This window comes from Stutzerimonas tianxiuensis (assembly GCF_053470365.1).
The window spans coordinates 183,394-199,850 of record NZ_JBPVWS010000007.1 but is presented as its reverse complement, the minus strand read 5'-3'; the positions used below and the strand labels follow the sequence as shown (position 1 = coordinate 199,850).

Here is a 16,457-nt window from a genome sequence, read left to right as displayed (position 1 = left end):
TCTGTAGCGCGCCAAGGAAGCCACTCAATCATGCGCATTCTCGTAACCGGCGGAGCCGGATTCATCGGCTCTGCTCTGATCCGCCATCTGATCCAAGACACCGGGCACAGCGTCCTCAATCTGGACAAGCTGACCTACGCCGGCAATCTCGAGTCGTTGGCAGAAGTCCACAGCAGCGACCGCTATCTATTCCTTCAAGCCGATATCGCCGATCGCGAACGTGTCAGTGAAGCGCTGCTGGAATTCCAGCCGGATGCCATCATGCATCTGGCCGCCGAATCCCATGTCGACCGCTCGATCGACGGCCCGGCCGAATTCATTCAGACCAACATCGTTGGGACCTACCAGCTGCTCGAGGCGACGCGTGCCTATTGGCAGTCCCTGCCAGCCGAGCGCCGCGAAGCCTTTCGCTTCCACCACATCTCCACCGATGAGGTGTACGGCGACCTGCACGGCGTCGATGACCTGTTCACCGAAACCACGCCCTACGCGCCCAGCTCGCCTTATTCCGCGAGCAAGGCCTCCTCGGATCACTTGGTCCGGGCCTGGCAGCGTACCTATGGGCTGCCGGTACTGATCACCAACTGCTCGAACAACTACGGGCCCTATCACTTCCCCGAAAAGCTGATCCCGCTGGTGATCCTCAACGCGCTGGATGGAAAGCCTCTGCCGGTCTACGGCAACGGCACCCAGGTCCGCGACTGGCTGTTCGTCGAAGACCATGCCCGCGCCCTGTTCAAGGTGGTCAGCGAAGGCCAGGTTGGGGAGACCTACAATATCGGTGGCCACAACGAACAGAAGAACATCGACGTGGTGCGCGGCATCTGCGCCCTGCTCGAAGAACTGGCACCGGGGAAACCAGAAGGTCTTGAGCGTTTCGAGGACCTGATCACCTTCGTCAAGGATCGGCCAGGCCACGACCTGCGCTACGCCATCGATGCCAGCAAGATCGAGCGCGAGCTGGGCTGGGTCCCGCAGGAAACCTTCGAGACCGGCCTGCGCAAGACCGTGCAGTGGTACTTGAGCAACCTCGAATGGTGCCGTCGCGTCCAGGACGGCAGCTATCAACGTGAGCGCCTCGGCGCGCTGGAGAACGCATGAAAGGAATCATCCTCGCCGGGGGCTCCGGCACCCGTCTGCACCCCATCACCCTGGGCGTATCCAAGCAGCTGCTGCCGATCTACGACAAGCCGATGGCCTATTACCCGATCTCGGTGCTGATGCTGGCCGGGATTCGCGACATCCTGCTGATTTCCACCCCGCAGGACCTGCCCCAGTACCGCAACCTGCTGGGCGACGGCAGCCAGTTCGGCATCAGCATCAGCTACGCCGAACAGCCCTCTCCTGACGGTCTGGCCCAGGCCTTCCTGATCGGTGAAGAATTCATCGGCGATGACTCGGTGTGTCTGATCCTCGGCGACAACATTTTCCATGGCCAGCACTTCACCGAGAAACTGCAGCGCGCCTCAGCGCAGGAAAAAGGCGCCACGGTATTCGGCTACTGGGTCAAGGATCCGGAGCGCTTCGGCGTGATCGATTTCGACGAGACCGGCAAGGCGCTTTCCATCGAGGAAAAGCCAGCGAAGCCGAAGTCCAGCTACGCCGTGACCGGTCTGTACTTCTATGACAACGACGTGGTCGAGATCGCCAAGTCGATCAAGCCCTCGCCACGCGGCGAGCTGGAGATCACCGACGTCAACAATGCCTACCTCAAGCGCGGCGACCTGAATGTCGAGCGCTTCGGTCGCGGTTTCGCCTGGCTCGACACCGGCACCCACGACAGCCTGTTGGAAGCCTCGCAGTACGTGCAGACCATCGAGCACCGCCAGGGCCTGAAAGTCGCATGCCTGGAAGAGATCGCCTATCAGCACAAATGGATCGACCGCGAACAGCTGCTGCAGCGCGCCGATGCCCTAGGTAAGACCGGCTACGGCCAGTACCTGTTCAAGCTGGCAGGTGAAGACGCATGAAGGTCGTCGAAACTGCCATTCCCGACGTGTTAATCATAGAACCGAAGGTGTTTGGCGACGAGCGGGGATTTTTTTACGAAAGCTTCAACGCCGCTGCCTTCGAGGCCGCGACAGGCCTCAAGCGCAGCTTCGTTCAGGACAATCATTCCAAGTCCCAGCGCGGCGTGCTGCGCGGGCTGCACTACCAGATCCAGCAGCCCCAGGGGAAACTGGTGCGCGTCGTGGCCGGCGAAGTGTTCGACGTCGCGGTTGACCTGCGCCGCAGTTCGCCAAGCTTCGGTCGCTGGGTTGGTGTCCATCTGAGCGCGCAGAATCAGCGCCAGCTGTGGATCCCGGAAGGCTTTGCCCACGGCTTCGTGGTGCTCAGCGAGAGCGCCGAGTTTCTCTACAAGACCACCGACTACTACGCGCCAGCCCACGAGCGCTCGCTGCTCTGGAATGACCCGCAGATCGGCATCGATTGGCCGTTCACCGAGCCGCCCCAGCTTTCCCAGAAAGATATCGACGGCAAGGTACTCAGCGAAGCGGAGCTGTTTGCATGAAAATCCTCATCACCGGTAGCGCGGGGCAACTGTCTCGGGAGCTGCAACTGGCGTTGGCCGGTGAAGGGAAAGTCCTCGCGCTGGGTCACAAGCTGCTGGACCTGGCCGAACCGACACAGATCCGTCGACAGGTTCGTCTGCTACGCCCCGATCTGATCGTCAACGCAGCCGCGTATACGGCAGTGGACTCGGCGCAAGGCGACCGCGAGCGAGCCTTCGCCGTAAACGCTACCGGCCCGGGTGTGCTCGCCGAGGAAGCGGCAGCCCTGGGTGTACCGCTGATCCATTACTCCACCGACTATGTTTTCGACGGCAGCAAGACCGAGCCCTACCGGGAAGAGGATTTGCCAGCTCCGTTGAGCGTATACGGGGCGAGCAAGCTGGCCGGTGAGCAGGCGATTCAGGCTGTAGGCGGCGATCACCTGATCCTGCGTACCAGCTGGGTGTACTCGCTGCATGGACGCAACTTTCTGCTGACCATGCAGCGCCTGCTACAGGAGCGCGACGCGCTGTCGGTGGTCGATGATGAAGTCGGTGCGCCAACCTGGGCAGGCACTATCGCGCAAGTCACCGCGGAGATCGTACGAAAGCGACGTTCTGGTAGCGGTGGGCCCGGCGGGCTTTATCATCTGACCGCCAGCGGCGAGACGTCCTGGTACGGCTTCGCCTGTCATATCGCTCAGCACCTGCAGAACCAGGGCCGGCTGCGCGCAAGGGTCGAGCCGATCCTGTCTGCCGACTACCCCACGGCAGCTCAGCGCCCGCTCAACTCACGCCTCAACTGCGCACGCCTGCAGCACGACTGGCAGATTAGCTTGCCGCACTGGGAAACCGCCCTGCAGCAGTGCCTTGGCGATATGGCCCATGCCCGGGAAGAGCACGCCGTTCCTGCTGCGCAAAGCGTCTGATAGCACCGAGAGGCTGGCGTACGCCGGTAGAGTTGACTGCACCGCTCAACCAGCCGCAAGCCCCAAAGCTGGCCGGACGTGCATAATGGCGCCCGAACCACAGGCGCATGTGCATGACCTCACCCGATTCCCCCCGCCGCCCTCGCTGGCGCAACCTGGCCGTGGTTGCACTGTTGCTGGCGCCACTACTCTGGCCCCTGCAACAGCTGGCCAAAAGTTATTACAGCAACGAGCTGATCGAGCAGAACCGCCAGACGCTCGATCTCTACGTCGCCAACCTGCTCGGCTCGTTGCGCCGTTACGAAGTGCTGCCGCGCATCCTTGGTGATCTGCCGACCCTGCGCACGGCGCTGCGCCAGCCTGACAACCCGGCTGCCAAGGACCAGGCCAACCGCCTGCTGAATCAGCTGCGCAAGGAAACCGGCGCCGACGTCATCTATCTGATGGCCCCCGACGGCAACACGCTGGCGGCATCGAACTGGAACGAAGAAGACAGCTTCGTCAGTCGAAACTTCGCCTTCAGACCCTATTTCAGAGAGGCCATGGCCGGAGAGCTGGGCCGCTTCTTCGGCCTCGGCACCACTTCGGGCAAGCGCGGTTACTATTTCGGGGCTGCGGTCCGTGACGGTGACGAAGTCCTCGGCGTGCTGGTGGTCAAGGTGGATCTGGACCATACCGAAACGCTCTGGGGCAGCACGCCCGAGCAACTGATGGTGACCGACAGTTTCGGCGTGGTGATCCTTACCTCGAAACCGGAATGGCGGTTTCGCGCCAGCCGCGCGCTCGATATTGAAGAGCGCGAGCAGATCGCGTCTGAACGTCCCTACCCCACGCTCAAACCTCGGGATCTGACCCTCGATATCGATACCTGGCTGATCCAGAGCCGCGAACTCAAGGAAACCGGTTGGACGGTGCGCATCCTGGCACCAATCAGCCTGGTCGAGCGCCCCGTGCAGACGGTCGTCGCTATCGGCGCGGCCACCCTCGCCGCGCTCTTGCTGTTGCTTGGCCTCCTGATGCAGCGGCGCCGTCATTATCTCGAGCGCATCGCCCTGGATGCCAAGGCGCGCCAGCAGCTCGAGCGACGTGTACAGGAACGGACCTACGATCTGGAAGCCCTGAACAGCCGGCTCAAGGAAGAAGTGCTGGAGCGCGAGCAGGCCCAGCAAGAGCTGGTCCGTGCCCAGGACGAGCTGCTTCAGGCCGGCAAACTCTCGGCGCTTGGCACCATGTCCGCCAGCATCAGCCACGAACTCAACCAGCCGCTTGGGGCGATTCGCAGCTATGCCGACAACGCAGGCGTCCTGCTCGACCAGCAGCGAAACGACGAGGCTCGCGATAATCTGCGCCTGATCAGCGAGCTGACCGCACGCATGGCCTCGATCATTGCTCATCTGCGCGCCTTTGCCCGCCGCGACCGGCATGCACCGGAGCGGGTTGCTCTGCAGCCGGCGCTGGACGACGCGCTGGCGTTGCTGGCCAAGCGGCGCCAGGCCATGGGCGTCGAGCTGATTCGCGACCTGCCGGACGCAACGCTCTGGGTACAGGCCGGCGAGACGCGCCTGCGGCAGATCATCTCCAACCTCTTGAGCAACGCGCTGGACGCCCTGGTCGAACGCCCGCCGGTGAGGCGCATCTGGCTGCGCGCCGAGCGCCAGGGCGAGGGTGTGCTGCTGACCTTGCGCGATAACGGACCGGGCTTTTCCGACGAGGCGATGAAACGTGCTCGCGAGCCCTTCTTCACCACCAAGACCAGCGCTCAGGGGCTGGGCTTGGGACTGGCCATCTGCGATACCCTGGCCCGCGCCCTGGACGGTGAACTGATTCTGGCCAACCATCCCGAGGGCGGTGCTCAGATCAGTCTCTATCTGCATTGCGCCGACCCTGGCGTTGCCTTTCCGAGCGAGGACTAGCATGACCCACCCGATCGACCCGCAGACTCAGGTCATCCTGGTCGACGACGATCCCCATCTGCGTAAAGCGCTGAGCCAGACCCTCGATCTCGCCGGGCTCAAGGTGCTCAGTCTGAGTGATGCGCGCGGTTTGCCGGGCATGTTGCCCCAGGACTGGGGCGGCGTGGTGGTCAGCGACATCCGCATGCCCGGTATAGACGGCCTGGAGCTGCAACAACAACTGCACGCAATCGACCGCGAACTACCGGTTCTGTTGATTACCGGCCATGGTGATATCCAGCTGGCGGTTCAAGCCATGCGGGCCGGGGCCTATGACTTTCTCGAGAAGCCCTTCCCCAGCGAGGCGCTGCTCGACAGCGTGCGCCGCGCGCTCGCCCTGCGCCAACTGGTTCTCGACAACCGCAGCCTGCGGCTGGCGCTGGCCGACCGTCAGCAGCTGTCGACCCGGCTGCTCGGCCAGTCATCGGCCATGCAACGCCTTCGTGAGCAGATCGGCGCGCTCGCAGGGACCCAGGCCGACGTGCTGATTCTTGGCGAAACCGGCGCAGGCAAAGAGGTCGTAGCGCGCGCGCTGCACGACCTTTCCAGCCGTCGCAACGGGCCGTTCGTGGCAATCAATGCCGGGGCACTGGCCGAGTCGGTGGTTGAAAGCGAGCTGTTCGGACATGAAGCCGGCGCCTTCACCGGCGCGCAGAAACGCCGCATCGGCAAGTTCGAGTTTGCCAACGGCGGCACCTTGTTTCTCGACGAGATCGAGAGCATGAGCCTGGACGTTCAGGTAAAACTGCTGCGCATGCTGCAGGAACGCATCGTCGAGCGCCTCGGCGGCAATCAGTCGATCCCGTTGGACATCCGGGTGATCGCTGCGACCAAGGAAGATCTGCGCCAGGCCGCCGACCAGGGGCGCTTCCGCGCCGATCTCTATTACCGCCTGAACGTCGCCCCTCTGCGTATCCCGCCTCTGCGCGAACGCAGCGAAGACTTGCTGTTCCTGTTCCAGCATTTTGCCGAAACCGCCGCCAACCGCCACGCCCTGCCAATCCGTGAGCTGCGCCCTGAGCAGCGGGCGCAGTTGCTCCGGCATGCCTGGCCGGGCAACGTGCGTGAACTGCAGAACACCGCCGAACGTTTCGCGCTCGGGCTTGATTTGGGCCTCGATGATCACGCTCGCGCTGCTGACGACAGCGGCGCCAGCGCAGCCTACGGGCTTGGTGAGCAAGTGGACGCGTTCGAACGCGCCCTGATCGCGGCCGAACTGGCGCGGCCCCATGGCTCCTTGCGCAGTGTTGCCGAGGCTCTGGGGCTGCCGCGTAAGACCTTGCACGACAAACTGCGTAAGCATGGCCTGGTGTTCAACGATGCTGGCGGAACCCCGCCCGATGAGGGCGAATAGCTGGCGGTTTCCCGCCAACTCACGGCTACGATCGGGGTCGCCCTCCCATCATTGCCTGCCGACAATCTCGCGGCGCGTGTTTTTTGGCTGCAACACGGCCAGTCGCCCATGGCGCGGGCATCCGTATAGAAGCTGCAGGCTAGAGCGGCCTAGCTGAGAAATACTCGTCAGTATTTTGCCATCATACGAGTAAACTCCCGCGGCACGGGAGGCCGCTGCCATTTCTGGCACAGCACTTGCTCCCGCTAATCCATGGATCGGCAAGCCGGGCCGTCGTGCGGCGCAACGATGTAATCAATTACGCCTAGACTTGTCTTGCTGGTTTCAGCCGAGCGCCCTTTCCCAATGCGGGTGCTCATTCACAACAAGAGGAAACACAACAATGTTCAAGCTGACTGCTACTGCGCTCGCCTGTGCTCTGTCCCTCGGTATGGCAAGCCTGGCCCAGGCCGCCGACCCGATCCTGATCAAGTTCTCCCACGTGGTTGCCGAGAACACCCCGAAAGGTCAGGGTGCCATCATGTTCAAGAAGCTCGTTGAAGAGCGTCTGCCCGGCAAGGTGGAAGTTCAGGTTTACCCGAACTCGTCCCTGTTCGGCGATGGCAAGGAAATGGAAGCACTGCTGCTGGGCGACGTACAGCTGATCGCGCCGTCGCTGGCCAAGTTCGAGCATTACTCCAAGGGCGTTCAGGTGTTCGACCTGCCGTTCCTGTTCGACGACATTCAGGCGGTTGACCGCTTCCAGCAGAGCGATGCCGGCCAGAAGCTGCTGAGCTCGATGGAAGACAAGAACATTACCGGCCTGGCCTACTGGCACAACGGCATGAAGCAGCTGTCTGCCAACAAGGAACTGCGTGAGCCGAAAGACGCCCGCGGCCTGAAGTTCCGCGTACAGGCTTCCGCCGTACTGGACGAGCAGTTCAAGGCCCTGCGCGCCAACCCGCGCAAGATGAGCTTCGCCGAGGTCTACCAGGGCCTGCAGACGGGCGTGGTCAACGGTGCCGAGAACCCCTACTCGAACATCTACTCGCAGAAGATGCACGAAGTGCAGAAGCACATCACCGAGTCCGACCACGGTCTGCTCGACTACATGCTGATCACCAACACCAAGTTCTGGGAAGGTCTGCCTGAAGACGTGCGTTCCGAGCTGGACGAGATCATCGACGAAGTCACCGTTGAGGTGAACAAGCAGGCCGATGACCTGAACCAGAAAGCCAAGCAGGACATCCTGGCTGCTGGCACCACCGAAATTCTCGTTCTGACTCCGGAAGAGCGTGCCAAGTGGCGCGAAGCCATGAAGCCCGTTTGGAGCAAGTTCGAGAATGACATCGGTGCTGACCTGATCAAGGCCGCCGAAGAAGCCAACAAGGCTCAGTAAGCCTTGCCGGAGGGCAGCCACAAGCTGCCCTCCGCGTCCCGAATAGAGCAATACCAGCGACATCGACAGACCAGTGAAAAGACAACCCAGTCAGGCAATATCAACGGCGCGGCGATCCCGAACCAGAGGCCTGTAAAACAAGAGTTTTTCATTGTTCTGTCACCCGGTCACCCGACCGGCTCATGGCGCACGTTCTGTACGCCCACCGAAACAATGCAATCCATCAGGAGATGTCATCCATGAACGCCCTCTGGCGCGTCTGGGACCACTTCGAAGAAGCGTTTATCGCCTTCCTTCTGGCCGCCATGACCTTGGTGACCTTCGTTTATGTGGTCTTGAACAACCTCTACACCGTGTTCTACAGCCTCGGCGATCGTTACGAGGGTGCCAGCGATCTGTTCTTCGCCATGGGTGATTTCACCATCGGTCTGGCGCAAGAAATGACCTGGAGCACGGCACTGACCAAAGCGCTGTTTGCCTGGCTGATCTTTTCCGGCCTGGCATACGGTGTGCGTACCGCTGGCCACATCGGCATCGATGCGCTGGTCAAGCTGGCGCCGCGTCACATCCAGCGTTACATCGGCTTCGTTGCCTGCCTGTTCTGCCTCGGCTATGCAGGCCTGCTGGCCTTTGCCAGCTTCAATTGGATCTCGGCGCTGTTCACCGCAGACATCGGCGCCGAAGACCTCGGTCATTTCGGGGTCAAGCAATGGCACATCGGCATGATCGTGCCGATCGGATTCGCCATGGTGTTCATCCGTTTCGCCGAAATTTTCGTGCGCATCCTGCGCAACGAGCAAACCGGCCTCGGCCTGGCTGACGAAGCCGCCGAAGCTGCGAAACTGGGTGCAGAGGAGCCGAAGTAAATGACTATCCTGTTCCTCTTTGTTGCGCTCTTCGCGCTGATGTTCATCGGCGTGCCGGTGGCCGTTTCCCTCGGTCTGGCCGGCTCGCTGACCATCCTGCTGTTCAGCCCGGATTCGGTCACCTCGCTGGCGATCAAGCTGTTCGAGACGTCCGAGCACTACACCCTGCTGGCGATCCCGTTCTTCCTGCTGGCCGGCGCGTTCATGACCACCGGTGGCGTCGCCAAGCGGCTCATCGACTTCGCCAATGCCAGCGTCGGCCATATCCGCGGCGGCCTGGCCATCGCAGCCGTACTGGCCTGCATGCTGTTCGCCGCCCTGTCCGGTTCGTCGCCAGCCACGGTTGCGGCGGTCGGCTCCATCGCGATTGCCGGCATGGTCCGCTCGGGCTACCCCCAGGCATTCGGCGCAGGCATCGTCTGTAACGCCGGTACGCTGGGCATCCTGATCCCGCCATCGATCGTCATGGTGGTGTACGCCGCCGCGACTGAAACCTCCGTGGGCAAGCTGTTCATGGCCGGTGTCGTGCCGGGCCTGATGCTGGGTCTCGGGCTGATGGTGGCGATCTACATCATTGCCGTGAAAAAGAACCTTCCTGCGCTGCCGCGGGCGACCTTCCGCGAGTGGCTGTCCGCCGCACGCAAGGCGGTCTGGGGCCTACTGCTGATGGTGATCATCCTTGGCGGCATCTACTCGGGCATGTTCACCCCGACCGAAGCGGCTGCGGTGGCGGCGGTGTACTCGGCGTTCGTCGCGCTGTTCGTCTACAAGGACCTGACGCTTCGCGACTGCCCCAAGGTGCTGCTGGAGTCGGGCAAGCTGTCGATCATGCTGATGTTCATCATCGCCAACGCCATGCTGTTTGCGCACGTGCTGACGACTGAACAGATCCCGCAGCAGATCACCGCCATGGTGCTCGAGGCCGGCCTGCAGCCGTGGATGTTCCTGCTTGTAGTGAACATCGTTCTGCTGGTCGCCGGTGCCTTCATGGAACCGTCGGCCATCATCCTGATCCTGGCACCGATCCTGTTCCCGATCGCCATAGAGCTGGGCATCGACCCGATTCACCTGGGCATCATCATGGTGGTGAACATGGAAATCGGCCTGATCACGCCACCGGTGGGGCTGAATCTGTTTGTCGCCTCGGCCGTTACGGGTATGCCAGTGACTCAGGTGATCCGTGCCGTGATGCCGTGGCTCGCGCTGCTGCTGAGCTTCCTGATGATCATTACCTACGTGCCGTCGATCTCCTTGGCGCTGCCAAACCTGCTTGGCATGTAACGCACATCGGTTAAACCGTTCCCTTTAGCCCGGCTCGCGCCGGGCTTTTTTTGCGCTGCACTACAGCGCGAGCACATCCGCAGGACGCCGGCGAAACCAGCCCGTCAGCGAAAGGCGGTCGGTATGGGTGACCAAGACTTCGTGAGGGAAGTCACCTGACAGGAAAACCAGCAAATCGCCCGCAAGCGGCGGGATGTCGCGCTGAGAACCGTCAGCGAAATGCATGCGCAGCTCGCCACCATCAGCCGGATGCCAATCCGGGTTGAGGTAGACCACCGCAGTGACGCAGCGGCTGTCGTCATCGCGGAAGCGATCCAGATGCGTCTGATAGAAGGCGCCCGGCTGATACAGGGCAAAATGGCATTCAAACTCTTCCAGGCCGAGAAACAGCGTCTGGTTCATGCGCTGTCGAAGCCCATCCATCAGCTCCAGATAGCGGTCACATAAGGGTGACTGGCCCGGCTCAATCCATTGAATCTGGTCGCCACGGATGCCTTCGCGAATGGTCAGCGCGTCGCCGCGGCCGATGCCCGCCGGGGCCAGAGCGCCCTGTGCCTCACGCTTGCGGCACTCTGCTGCCAAACCGAGGGTCAGATCGTCTGACAGGAACGAATGACGAAGCGACCAGCCATGCTCGGCGAGGTCGTCAATGATGGGATCGAACTGCAAGGAAGAGACTCCGAAAGGATTGTTTCGGAGTCTAGCAGCAGCGCTTTCGCGCCTCGACAGCAGCCGTCAGGGCGCTGAAAATAAACTGCCCGCCAACAGGAGCTTCCATGCGCGCTTTAATCGCTTGTGTATTACTTGCCTTCAGCTGCAGCACCCTCGCAGACACCTACGACGAGCTGTACGAAACCGCCGGCTGGACCGAACAACGCGCCAATTTCAGCGATGCCCTGACGGCCGCTCAACAACGCTACAAGAACACTCTGCCGCCGGCCGTTTACCAGGCGCTGGTAACGAACAGCAACCGCCGTTTCGCGGTCAACGCCATCGATCAGCGGGCCAAGCAGGCGTTGCGCGACAACCTCGCCAATCCGCAACCAGCGCTGGATTTTTTCCAGTCGCCGCTAGGCCATAAGGTGGTAGCCGCCGAGACCCTGGCCGGCCGCCGCGAGCAATTGGCTCGGTATGAAAACGGCATCCCGCGCATCGAAGCCGGCAGCAATCGGCAGCTGCTGATCCGCCATCTGGCTCAGGCGATACCCGCCGCCGAAGCCGGGGCAGAGGTCAGTCTGGCATTGGCTGGCGTCGCGGCCGACAGCCTCAGCCAGATGATTCCGGGCCTGCTTGGCGGTGGCCAGGCGCAGGGGCTGCTGGAAAGCCAGCGCGAGCGTCTGCAGCAGCAGGTCGAGAGCGATCTGGACAACACGCTGCTTTACATCTATCGCGACCTCTCCGACGCCGAACTGGAGGAATTCGTCCAGTTCGCCCAGTCAGAAGTCGGACAGCGCTATTACAGCGCAGCACTGCAAGCCCTGCGAGCCGGGCTTGCAGTCGGCGTGAGCGGCAACGAGACTCAGGCTTAGGCGTCCTTCCAGCCAGCGCCCCAATCTACTTCAAGCGTTCACTGAGAAACCCGAAGTATTCCCGGCGCAAGGCTTCCTGCTCGTTGACCAGGTGATGCCGCGCCGCGGGCAGCCGAAGAATTTCCGGAGCGGCGAACTTGTCTTGCAGGACCGGCAAGTTGTGTTGCCAGTCGACCGTCATATCGGCCTCCCCCTGAACGATCAGCGGACTGTGCGGACTGGCGGGCGCGCCTTCGATACGCTGAATCCAGCGTGACAGCGCGCCCACCCAGGCAGTCGGCAAGATATCCGGCTGTAGCGGATCGCTGGACTGGATGAACTGGAGAAACGCCGGATCGCCCGAGTTTTCACTGAAGCGCCGCGGGATCTGTTTGACGAAGCGCCGCATCACCTCATAGCTGAAGCGTGACCATCCCCAGGCCCGCGGCCGCACCAAGGGCGCCAGCAGAATGCTCTGTCCCAGCGCAGGGTGCACCGGCTGGCACAGCAGATAATCCAGCACGATGGCCGCACCCGTGCTCTGGCCCAGCAGATGCCAGGGTTGCGGCAGCTCCATCGCAGCAGCTTCGTGCAACAGGCCCTGCAGCACCGCCTGGTATTCCTCGAACTCGTTGATGCTGGCGCGTGGCCCGCTGGACAGCCCATGCCCCGGCAGGTCGCAGGCGAGCACGGCAAAGCCCATGCGCAACCCCCAATCCACCACGTGCCGGTACAGGCCCATGTGGTCGTAGTAGCCGTGCAGCACCAGCAGCGTCGCCACCGGCTGTTCGGGAGACCAGGCCTGAGCCACCACCTCATAACCGTGCACCTGAAAGCGTCCCAGGCGTCGCTGGATACCGCCGTGATGAGGCAGATCCAGCCCGTAATAGGCCTGATAGAAACGTGCCTCGGCGGTCAGCTCGGCGGCGTGGCGAAGCGGGCTTAACTGCGCGCGGAGTGCGTCGGGATTGATTCGCGAAGGCATGAGCGGTTTTCTTGCTAGGGGTAAACAGGATATTCAGCTCTGCAGCGCGACGTGGCAAGCTGGCGCATCCATCCAAGAGCTCCGTCATGTCCGTACGCAACAAGTATCTGATCGCGGCACTCGTTGCCCTGCTCTGGGGTGGCGCCATGCTGGCCGCCTTCTGGTGGTTCGAGGCACGCTACCTGCGACCCTTCAAGACCGAGCGGGCCGAGCTGTTCTCCGGCGACCAGCTGGCATTGCCCGAGTCGCTGAGCGGTCCCGGGCCGGTTCGTGTGGTGCACTTCTGGGATCCGGCCTGTCCCTGCAACGCCGGTAATCAGCAACACCTGGCCGAGCTGGTGCAACGCTTCGGTGGCCGGGGCGTCAGCTTTTACGCGTTGCAAAAGCAGGGTAGCCAAGGCCGTTTGCCGGACCAGTTGGGCGGTCTGCAGGCGCTCGCTGATCTGCCGGGGGCCAGCAGCCTGCCTGCCAGTCCGGCAGTGGGGATCTGGGATGCCGGTGGGCGCCTGATCTACATCGGCCCCTACAGCGAAGGGGCCGTGTGCAGCTCCGACAACAGTTTCATCGAGCCCATCCTCGAAGCGGTGCTGGCTGGCCGCCAGGTCAAGGCGACGCACTCGCTGGCGGTGGGTTGTTTCTGTGACTGGGGGCCTTCGCCGGCGGCTGAAGCCGCCGCCAACCAGCGGTCAGCGGATAATCGCTGACCGCCAGCGCCGTCAGCTGTGCGCCGAGGGCGGCGTCATTACCTTGCGGCTGTCGATCACCTGACGCCAGGTCGGGTTGGCATGGCTGTCATCCATCGCCTGGCGCATCGCCCGCACACGGCGCTTCTCGGCGCGACGGCCGATGTACCAGGCAATGAAGGTCGCCAGCGACACCACCAGCAGGATCAGGCTGGCGACGGCGTTGATTTCAGGCTTCACGCCCAGGCGCACCGCCGAGAAAATCTCCATTGGCAGCGTCGTTGCGCCTGGACCGGAGACGAAGCTGGCCAGAACCAGATCGTCCAGCGACAGGGCAAAGGACAGCATGCCGCCAGCCGCCAGAGACGGCGCGATCATCGGCATGGTGATCAGGAAGAACACCTTCCAGGGGCGCGCCCCCAGATCCATTGCGGCCTCCTCGATGGACTGATCCAGCTCGCGCAGACGCGCCATCACCACCACCGCGACATAGGCCGAGCAGAAGGTGGTGTGGGCGATCCAGATGGTGACGATGCCGCGCTGAGCAGGCCAGCCGACCAGCTGCGCCATGGCCACGAACAACAGCAGCAAGGACAAACCGGTGATCACCTCGGGCATCACCAGCGGCGCCGTGACCAGACCGCCGAAAACGGTGCGGCCGCGGAAGTTGGGGATCCGTGTCAGCACGAAGGCGGCCATGGTGCCCAGCGCCACTGCAGCAATAGCGGTGTAGAAAGCGATCTCCAGCGACCGCATGACTGCGCCCATCAGCTGGCTATTGTCCAGCAACCCGGCATACCACTTCAGCGACCAGCCGCCCCACACCGTCACCAGCCGTGAGGCGTTGAAGGAGTAGATGACCAGGAGCACCATCGGCAGGTAGATGAACAACAACCCGAGCACCAGGATCAGGTTGGAAAAGCTGTAACGCTTCATAGCTTGCCCTCCAGTTCCTTGGTCTGGTTCCTGTTGAACAGAATGATCGGCACCAAGAGGATAGCCAGCATCACCACCGCCAGTGCAGACGCTACCGGCCAGTCGCGGTTATTGAAGAACTCCTGCCACAGTATCTTGCCGATCATCAGCGTCTCCGGTCCGCCGAGCAGCTCGGGGATGACGAACTCGCCCACCACCGGAATGAACACCAGCATGCAGCCGGCGATGATGCCGTTCTTGGACAAGGGCACTGTGATCTTCCAGAAACTGGTCAGGTTGCGCGCGCCCAGGTCGGACGCGGCCTCCAGCAGGCTGAGGTCGTGTTTCACAAGGTTGGCGTAGAGCGGCAGGATCATGAACGGCAAGTAGGAATACACCACGCCGATGTAGACGGCGAGGTCGGTGTTGAGGATGCGCAGCGGTTCGTCGATCAGGCCCAGGCCCTGCAACAGCCCGTTGAGAATACCGTTGCTGCTGAGAATGCCCATCCAGGCGTAGACGCGAATCAGGATCGCCGTCCAGGTCGGCATCATGATCAGCAGCAGCAGCACGGTCTGCAGGTCCTTGCGCGCCCGAGCGATGGCGTAGGCCATCGGATAGCCCACCAGCAGGCAGATCAGCGTGCTGAAAAACGCAATGCGCAGCGAACCGGCGTAGGCCGCCCAGTACAGATCGTCCTCGCTGAGGAAGACGTAGTTACCCAGGTTGATGATGATCTGCAGTTGTTGCTCGGCGTAGGCAAAAACCTCCGTATAGGGCGGAATCGCCACATCGGCTTCGGCAAAGCTGATCTTCAGCACGATCACGAACGGCAGCAGGAAAAACAGCGCCAACCAGACGAAGGGAACGCCGATGACCAGTCGACGCCCCGGGTTCAGGCGTGAGCGGCTCATGCCTGCAACACCACGCCGCTGTCGTCCCACCAGTAGACGAACACCTGTTCCTCCCAGGTCGGCAGTTTCACGTGTCGCTCGGCGTTGGCCATGAACGCCTGCAGGATGCCGCCGGACGGCAGCTGGATGTAATAGACCGAGTGGCCGCCCAGATAGGCGATGTCGTAGACGACGCCCTTGGCCCAGTTGTAGCCGGGCCGCTGCAGGTCGGGCAGCTCGGTGCCGATCAGCAGCTTTTCCGGCCGTATGGCGTAGGTGATCTGCTTATCCTGGGCACGGGTGCTGATGCCGTGGCCGACGTAAATCGGATTGTCCAAGCCAGGACAGGCGATCACAGCATGGTCTTCCAGGTCCTCGATCAGCTCGCCGTCGAACAGATTGACGTTGCCGATGAACTCGCACACCAGGCGGCTCGCTGGCGTTTCATAAATGTCCATCGGGCTGCCGACCTGGGCGATCCAGCCCAGATGCATAATCGCGATGCGCTCGGCCATGGTCATGGCCTCTTCCTGATCGTGGGTCACCATCACGCAGGTCACTCCGACCCGCTCGATGATCTGGACCAGCTCCAGCTGCATCTGCGAGCGCAGCTTCTTGTCCAGCGCGCCCATGGGCTCATCGAGCAAAAGCAGCTTCGGCCGCTTGGCCAGCGAGCGGGCCAGCGCGACACGCTGACGCTGGCCGCCGGACAGCTGATGCGGCTTGCGCTTGGCGTACTGGCTCATCTGCACCAAGGTGAGCATTTCGTCGACGCGGGTCTGCACCTCGCTCTTCGACAGTCCATCCTGCTTCAGACCGAAGGCGATGTTCTGCGCCACGGTCATGTGCGGGAACAGCGCATAGGACTGGAACATCATGTTGATCGGCCGCTCGTAAGGCGGCATGTCAGTGATGTCCTGGCCGTCGAGAAATATCCGCCCTTCGGTGGGGCGCTCGAAGCCCGCCAACATGCGCAGCAAGGTGGACTTGCCGGAGCCGGACCCGCCGAGCAGGGCAAAGATTTCGCCCTGGTGAATGCTCAATGAGACATCATCAACCGCCACCGTTTCGTCGAACTTCTTGGTGACGCGGTCGATCTTCAGCAGCACCTGCTTGTTCTGGCTCTCACCGGTGAGAGCCTTTTTGTAGGCGCTGGAGGCAACGGCCATGCGCGAACTCCCGATTGGAATGATGGACCCGGACAACGCCGGGAAACGACATG

General features: G+C 62.3%; 16 protein-coding genes. 11 read left to right on the top strand and 5 right to left on the bottom strand.

From position 1 onward, the window contains the following. Positions 1–30 precede the first annotated feature (30 nt). From rfbB to dctM, 9 genes are all read left to right on the top strand, one after another. Complete coding sequence (rfbB, locus tag ACSSNI_RS11420) at positions 31–1,101, top strand: dTDP-glucose 4,6-dehydratase (protein ID WP_200640142.1); 1,071 nt, start codon at positions 31–33, stop codon at positions 1,099–1,101. After that, on the top strand, positions 1,098–1,970 hold the full coding sequence (gene rfbA / locus ACSSNI_RS11415) for a glucose-1-phosphate thymidylyltransferase RfbA (protein ID WP_148925644.1): 873 nt from the start codon (positions 1,098–1,100) through the stop codon (positions 1,968–1,970). Before rfbB ends, rfbA begins: the two co-directional genes overlap by 4 nt. Continuing rightward, positions 1,967–2,512 carry a dTDP-4-dehydrorhamnose 3,5-epimerase gene (rfbC, locus tag ACSSNI_RS11410; RefSeq protein WP_159969532.1) on the top strand — a complete coding sequence of 182 codons (546 nt, stop codon included), beginning with the start codon at positions 1,967–1,969 and terminating at the stop codon, positions 2,510–2,512. Before rfbA ends, rfbC begins: the two co-directional genes overlap by 4 nt. Further along, positions 2,509–3,420 (top strand): dTDP-4-dehydrorhamnose reductase, encoded by a 912-nt coding sequence (rfbD, locus tag ACSSNI_RS11405; RefSeq protein ID WP_159969531.1) that lies wholly within the window; start codon positions 2,509–2,511, stop codon positions 3,418–3,420. Before rfbC ends, rfbD begins: the two co-directional genes overlap by 4 nt. Before the next feature lie 113 nt (positions 3,421–3,533). Then, positions 3,534–5,333 (top strand): sensor histidine kinase, encoded by a 1,800-nt coding sequence (locus ACSSNI_RS11400; RefSeq protein ID WP_200640143.1) that lies wholly within the window; start codon positions 3,534–3,536, stop codon positions 5,331–5,333. 1 nt (position 5,334) lies between these two features. Next, positions 5,335–6,726 (top strand): sigma-54-dependent transcriptional regulator, encoded by a 1,392-nt coding sequence (locus tag ACSSNI_RS11395; RefSeq protein WP_200640144.1) that lies wholly within the window; start codon positions 5,335–5,337, stop codon positions 6,724–6,726. A 382-nt stretch (positions 6,727–7,108) separates the two neighbouring features. Further along, positions 7,109–8,104, top strand: coding sequence for a C4-dicarboxylate TRAP substrate-binding protein DctP (gene dctP / locus ACSSNI_RS11390; protein WP_102836457.1), 996 nt, complete (start codon positions 7,109–7,111; stop codon positions 8,102–8,104). A 239-nt stretch (positions 8,105–8,343) separates the two neighbouring features. After that, positions 8,344–8,970: a TRAP transporter small permease gene (locus ACSSNI_RS11385; protein ID WP_200640145.1), complete on the top strand. Its 627-nt coding sequence runs from the start codon at positions 8,344–8,346 to the stop codon at positions 8,968–8,970. Beyond that, the gene (gene dctM / locus ACSSNI_RS11380; RefSeq protein ID WP_102836455.1) at positions 8,971–10,251 is read left to right on the top strand and encodes a C4-dicarboxylate TRAP transporter large permease protein DctM; all 1,281 of its coding nucleotides are present in this window, start codon (positions 8,971–8,973) and stop codon (positions 10,249–10,251) included. A 60-nt stretch (positions 10,252–10,311) separates the two neighbouring features. Here dctM and ACSSNI_RS11375 read toward each other — a convergent pair whose 3' ends face one another. Beyond that, positions 10,312–10,920, bottom strand: coding sequence for a 2OG-Fe(II) oxygenase (locus ACSSNI_RS11375; protein ID WP_200640146.1), 609 nt, complete (start codon positions 10,918–10,920; stop codon positions 10,312–10,314). Positions 10,921–11,027: 107 nt separating this feature from the next. Between ACSSNI_RS11375 and ACSSNI_RS11370 the strand changes: the two genes are divergently transcribed. Beyond that, positions 11,028–11,780 (top strand): hypothetical protein, encoded by a 753-nt coding sequence (locus tag ACSSNI_RS11370; protein ID WP_102836453.1) that lies wholly within the window; start codon positions 11,028–11,030, stop codon positions 11,778–11,780. A gap of 25 nt (positions 11,781–11,805) precedes the next feature. Here the strand turns inward: ACSSNI_RS11370 and bipL are convergent, their stop codons facing one another. Next, positions 11,806–12,744: a phospholipase BipL gene (gene bipL, locus ACSSNI_RS11365; protein WP_200640147.1), complete on the bottom strand. Its 939-nt coding sequence runs from the start codon at positions 12,742–12,744 to the stop codon at positions 11,806–11,808. A gap of 86 nt (positions 12,745–12,830) precedes the next feature. Between bipL and ACSSNI_RS11360 the strand changes: the two genes are divergently transcribed. After that, a complete protein-coding gene (locus ACSSNI_RS11360; RefSeq protein ID WP_200640148.1) occupies positions 12,831–13,448 on the top strand; it encodes a DUF6436 domain-containing protein in 618 nt (205 codons plus the stop codon). 12 nt (positions 13,449–13,460) lie between these two features. Here ACSSNI_RS11360 and ACSSNI_RS11355 read toward each other — a convergent pair whose 3' ends face one another. The 3 genes from ACSSNI_RS11355 to potA are packed head-to-tail and all read right to left on the bottom strand — an operon-like array spanning position 13,461 to position 16,404. Continuing rightward, the gene (locus tag ACSSNI_RS11355) at positions 13,461–14,363 is read right to left on the bottom strand and encodes an ABC transporter permease subunit (protein WP_200640149.1); all 903 of its coding nucleotides are present in this window, start codon (positions 14,361–14,363) and stop codon (positions 13,461–13,463) included. After that, positions 14,360–15,256, bottom strand: coding sequence for an ABC transporter permease subunit (locus ACSSNI_RS11350; RefSeq protein ID WP_200640150.1), 897 nt, complete (start codon positions 15,254–15,256; stop codon positions 14,360–14,362). The genes ACSSNI_RS11355 and ACSSNI_RS11350 overlap by 4 nt, the downstream gene beginning before the upstream one ends. After that, the gene (potA, locus tag ACSSNI_RS11345; RefSeq protein WP_102836448.1) at positions 15,253–16,404 is read right to left on the bottom strand and encodes a polyamine ABC transporter ATP-binding protein; all 1,152 of its coding nucleotides are present in this window, start codon (positions 16,402–16,404) and stop codon (positions 15,253–15,255) included. Before potA ends, ACSSNI_RS11350 begins: the two co-directional genes overlap by 4 nt. Positions 16,405–16,457: the final 53 nt, after the last annotated feature.

Bases quoted from the DNA above. Each gene is read 5' to 3' on its own strand.
- rfbB (WP_200640142.1), top strand. From the start codon at position 31: ATGCGCATTCTCGTAACCGGCGGAGCCGGATTCATCGGCTCTGCTCTG.
- rfbA (WP_148925644.1), top strand. From the start codon at position 1,098: ATGAAAGGAATCATCCTCGCCGGGGGCTCCGGCACCCGTCTGCACCCC.
- rfbC (WP_159969532.1), top strand. From the start codon at position 1,967: ATGAAGGTCGTCGAAACTGCCATTCCCGACGTGTTAATCATAGAACCG.
- rfbD (WP_159969531.1), top strand. From the start codon at position 2,509: ATGAAAATCCTCATCACCGGTAGCGCGGGGCAACTGTCTCGGGAGCTG.
- ACSSNI_RS11400 (WP_200640143.1), top strand. From the start codon at position 3,534: ATGACCTCACCCGATTCCCCCCGCCGCCCTCGCTGGCGCAACCTGGCC.
- ACSSNI_RS11395 (WP_200640144.1), top strand. From the start codon at position 5,335: ATGACCCACCCGATCGACCCGCAGACTCAGGTCATCCTGGTCGACGAC.
- dctP (WP_102836457.1), top strand. From the start codon at position 7,109: ATGTTCAAGCTGACTGCTACTGCGCTCGCCTGTGCTCTGTCCCTCGGT.
- ACSSNI_RS11385 (WP_200640145.1), top strand. From the start codon at position 8,344: ATGAACGCCCTCTGGCGCGTCTGGGACCACTTCGAAGAAGCGTTTATC.
- dctM (WP_102836455.1), top strand. From the start codon at position 8,971: ATGACTATCCTGTTCCTCTTTGTTGCGCTCTTCGCGCTGATGTTCATC.
- ACSSNI_RS11370 (WP_102836453.1), top strand. From the start codon at position 11,028: ATGCGCGCTTTAATCGCTTGTGTATTACTTGCCTTCAGCTGCAGCACC.
- bipL (WP_200640147.1), bottom strand. From the start codon at position 12,744: ATGCCTTCGCGAATCAATCCCGACGCACTCCGCGCGCAGTTAAGCCCG.
- ACSSNI_RS11360 (WP_200640148.1), top strand. From the start codon at position 12,831: ATGTCCGTACGCAACAAGTATCTGATCGCGGCACTCGTTGCCCTGCTC.
- ACSSNI_RS11355 (WP_200640149.1), bottom strand. From the start codon at position 14,363: ATGAAGCGTTACAGCTTTTCCAACCTGATCCTGGTGCTCGGGTTGTTG.
- ACSSNI_RS11350 (WP_200640150.1), bottom strand. From the start codon at position 15,256: ATGAGCCGCTCACGCCTGAACCCGGGGCGTCGACTGGTCATCGGCGTT.
- potA (WP_102836448.1), bottom strand. From the start codon at position 16,404: ATGGCCGTTGCCTCCAGCGCCTACAAAAAGGCTCTCACCGGTGAGAGC.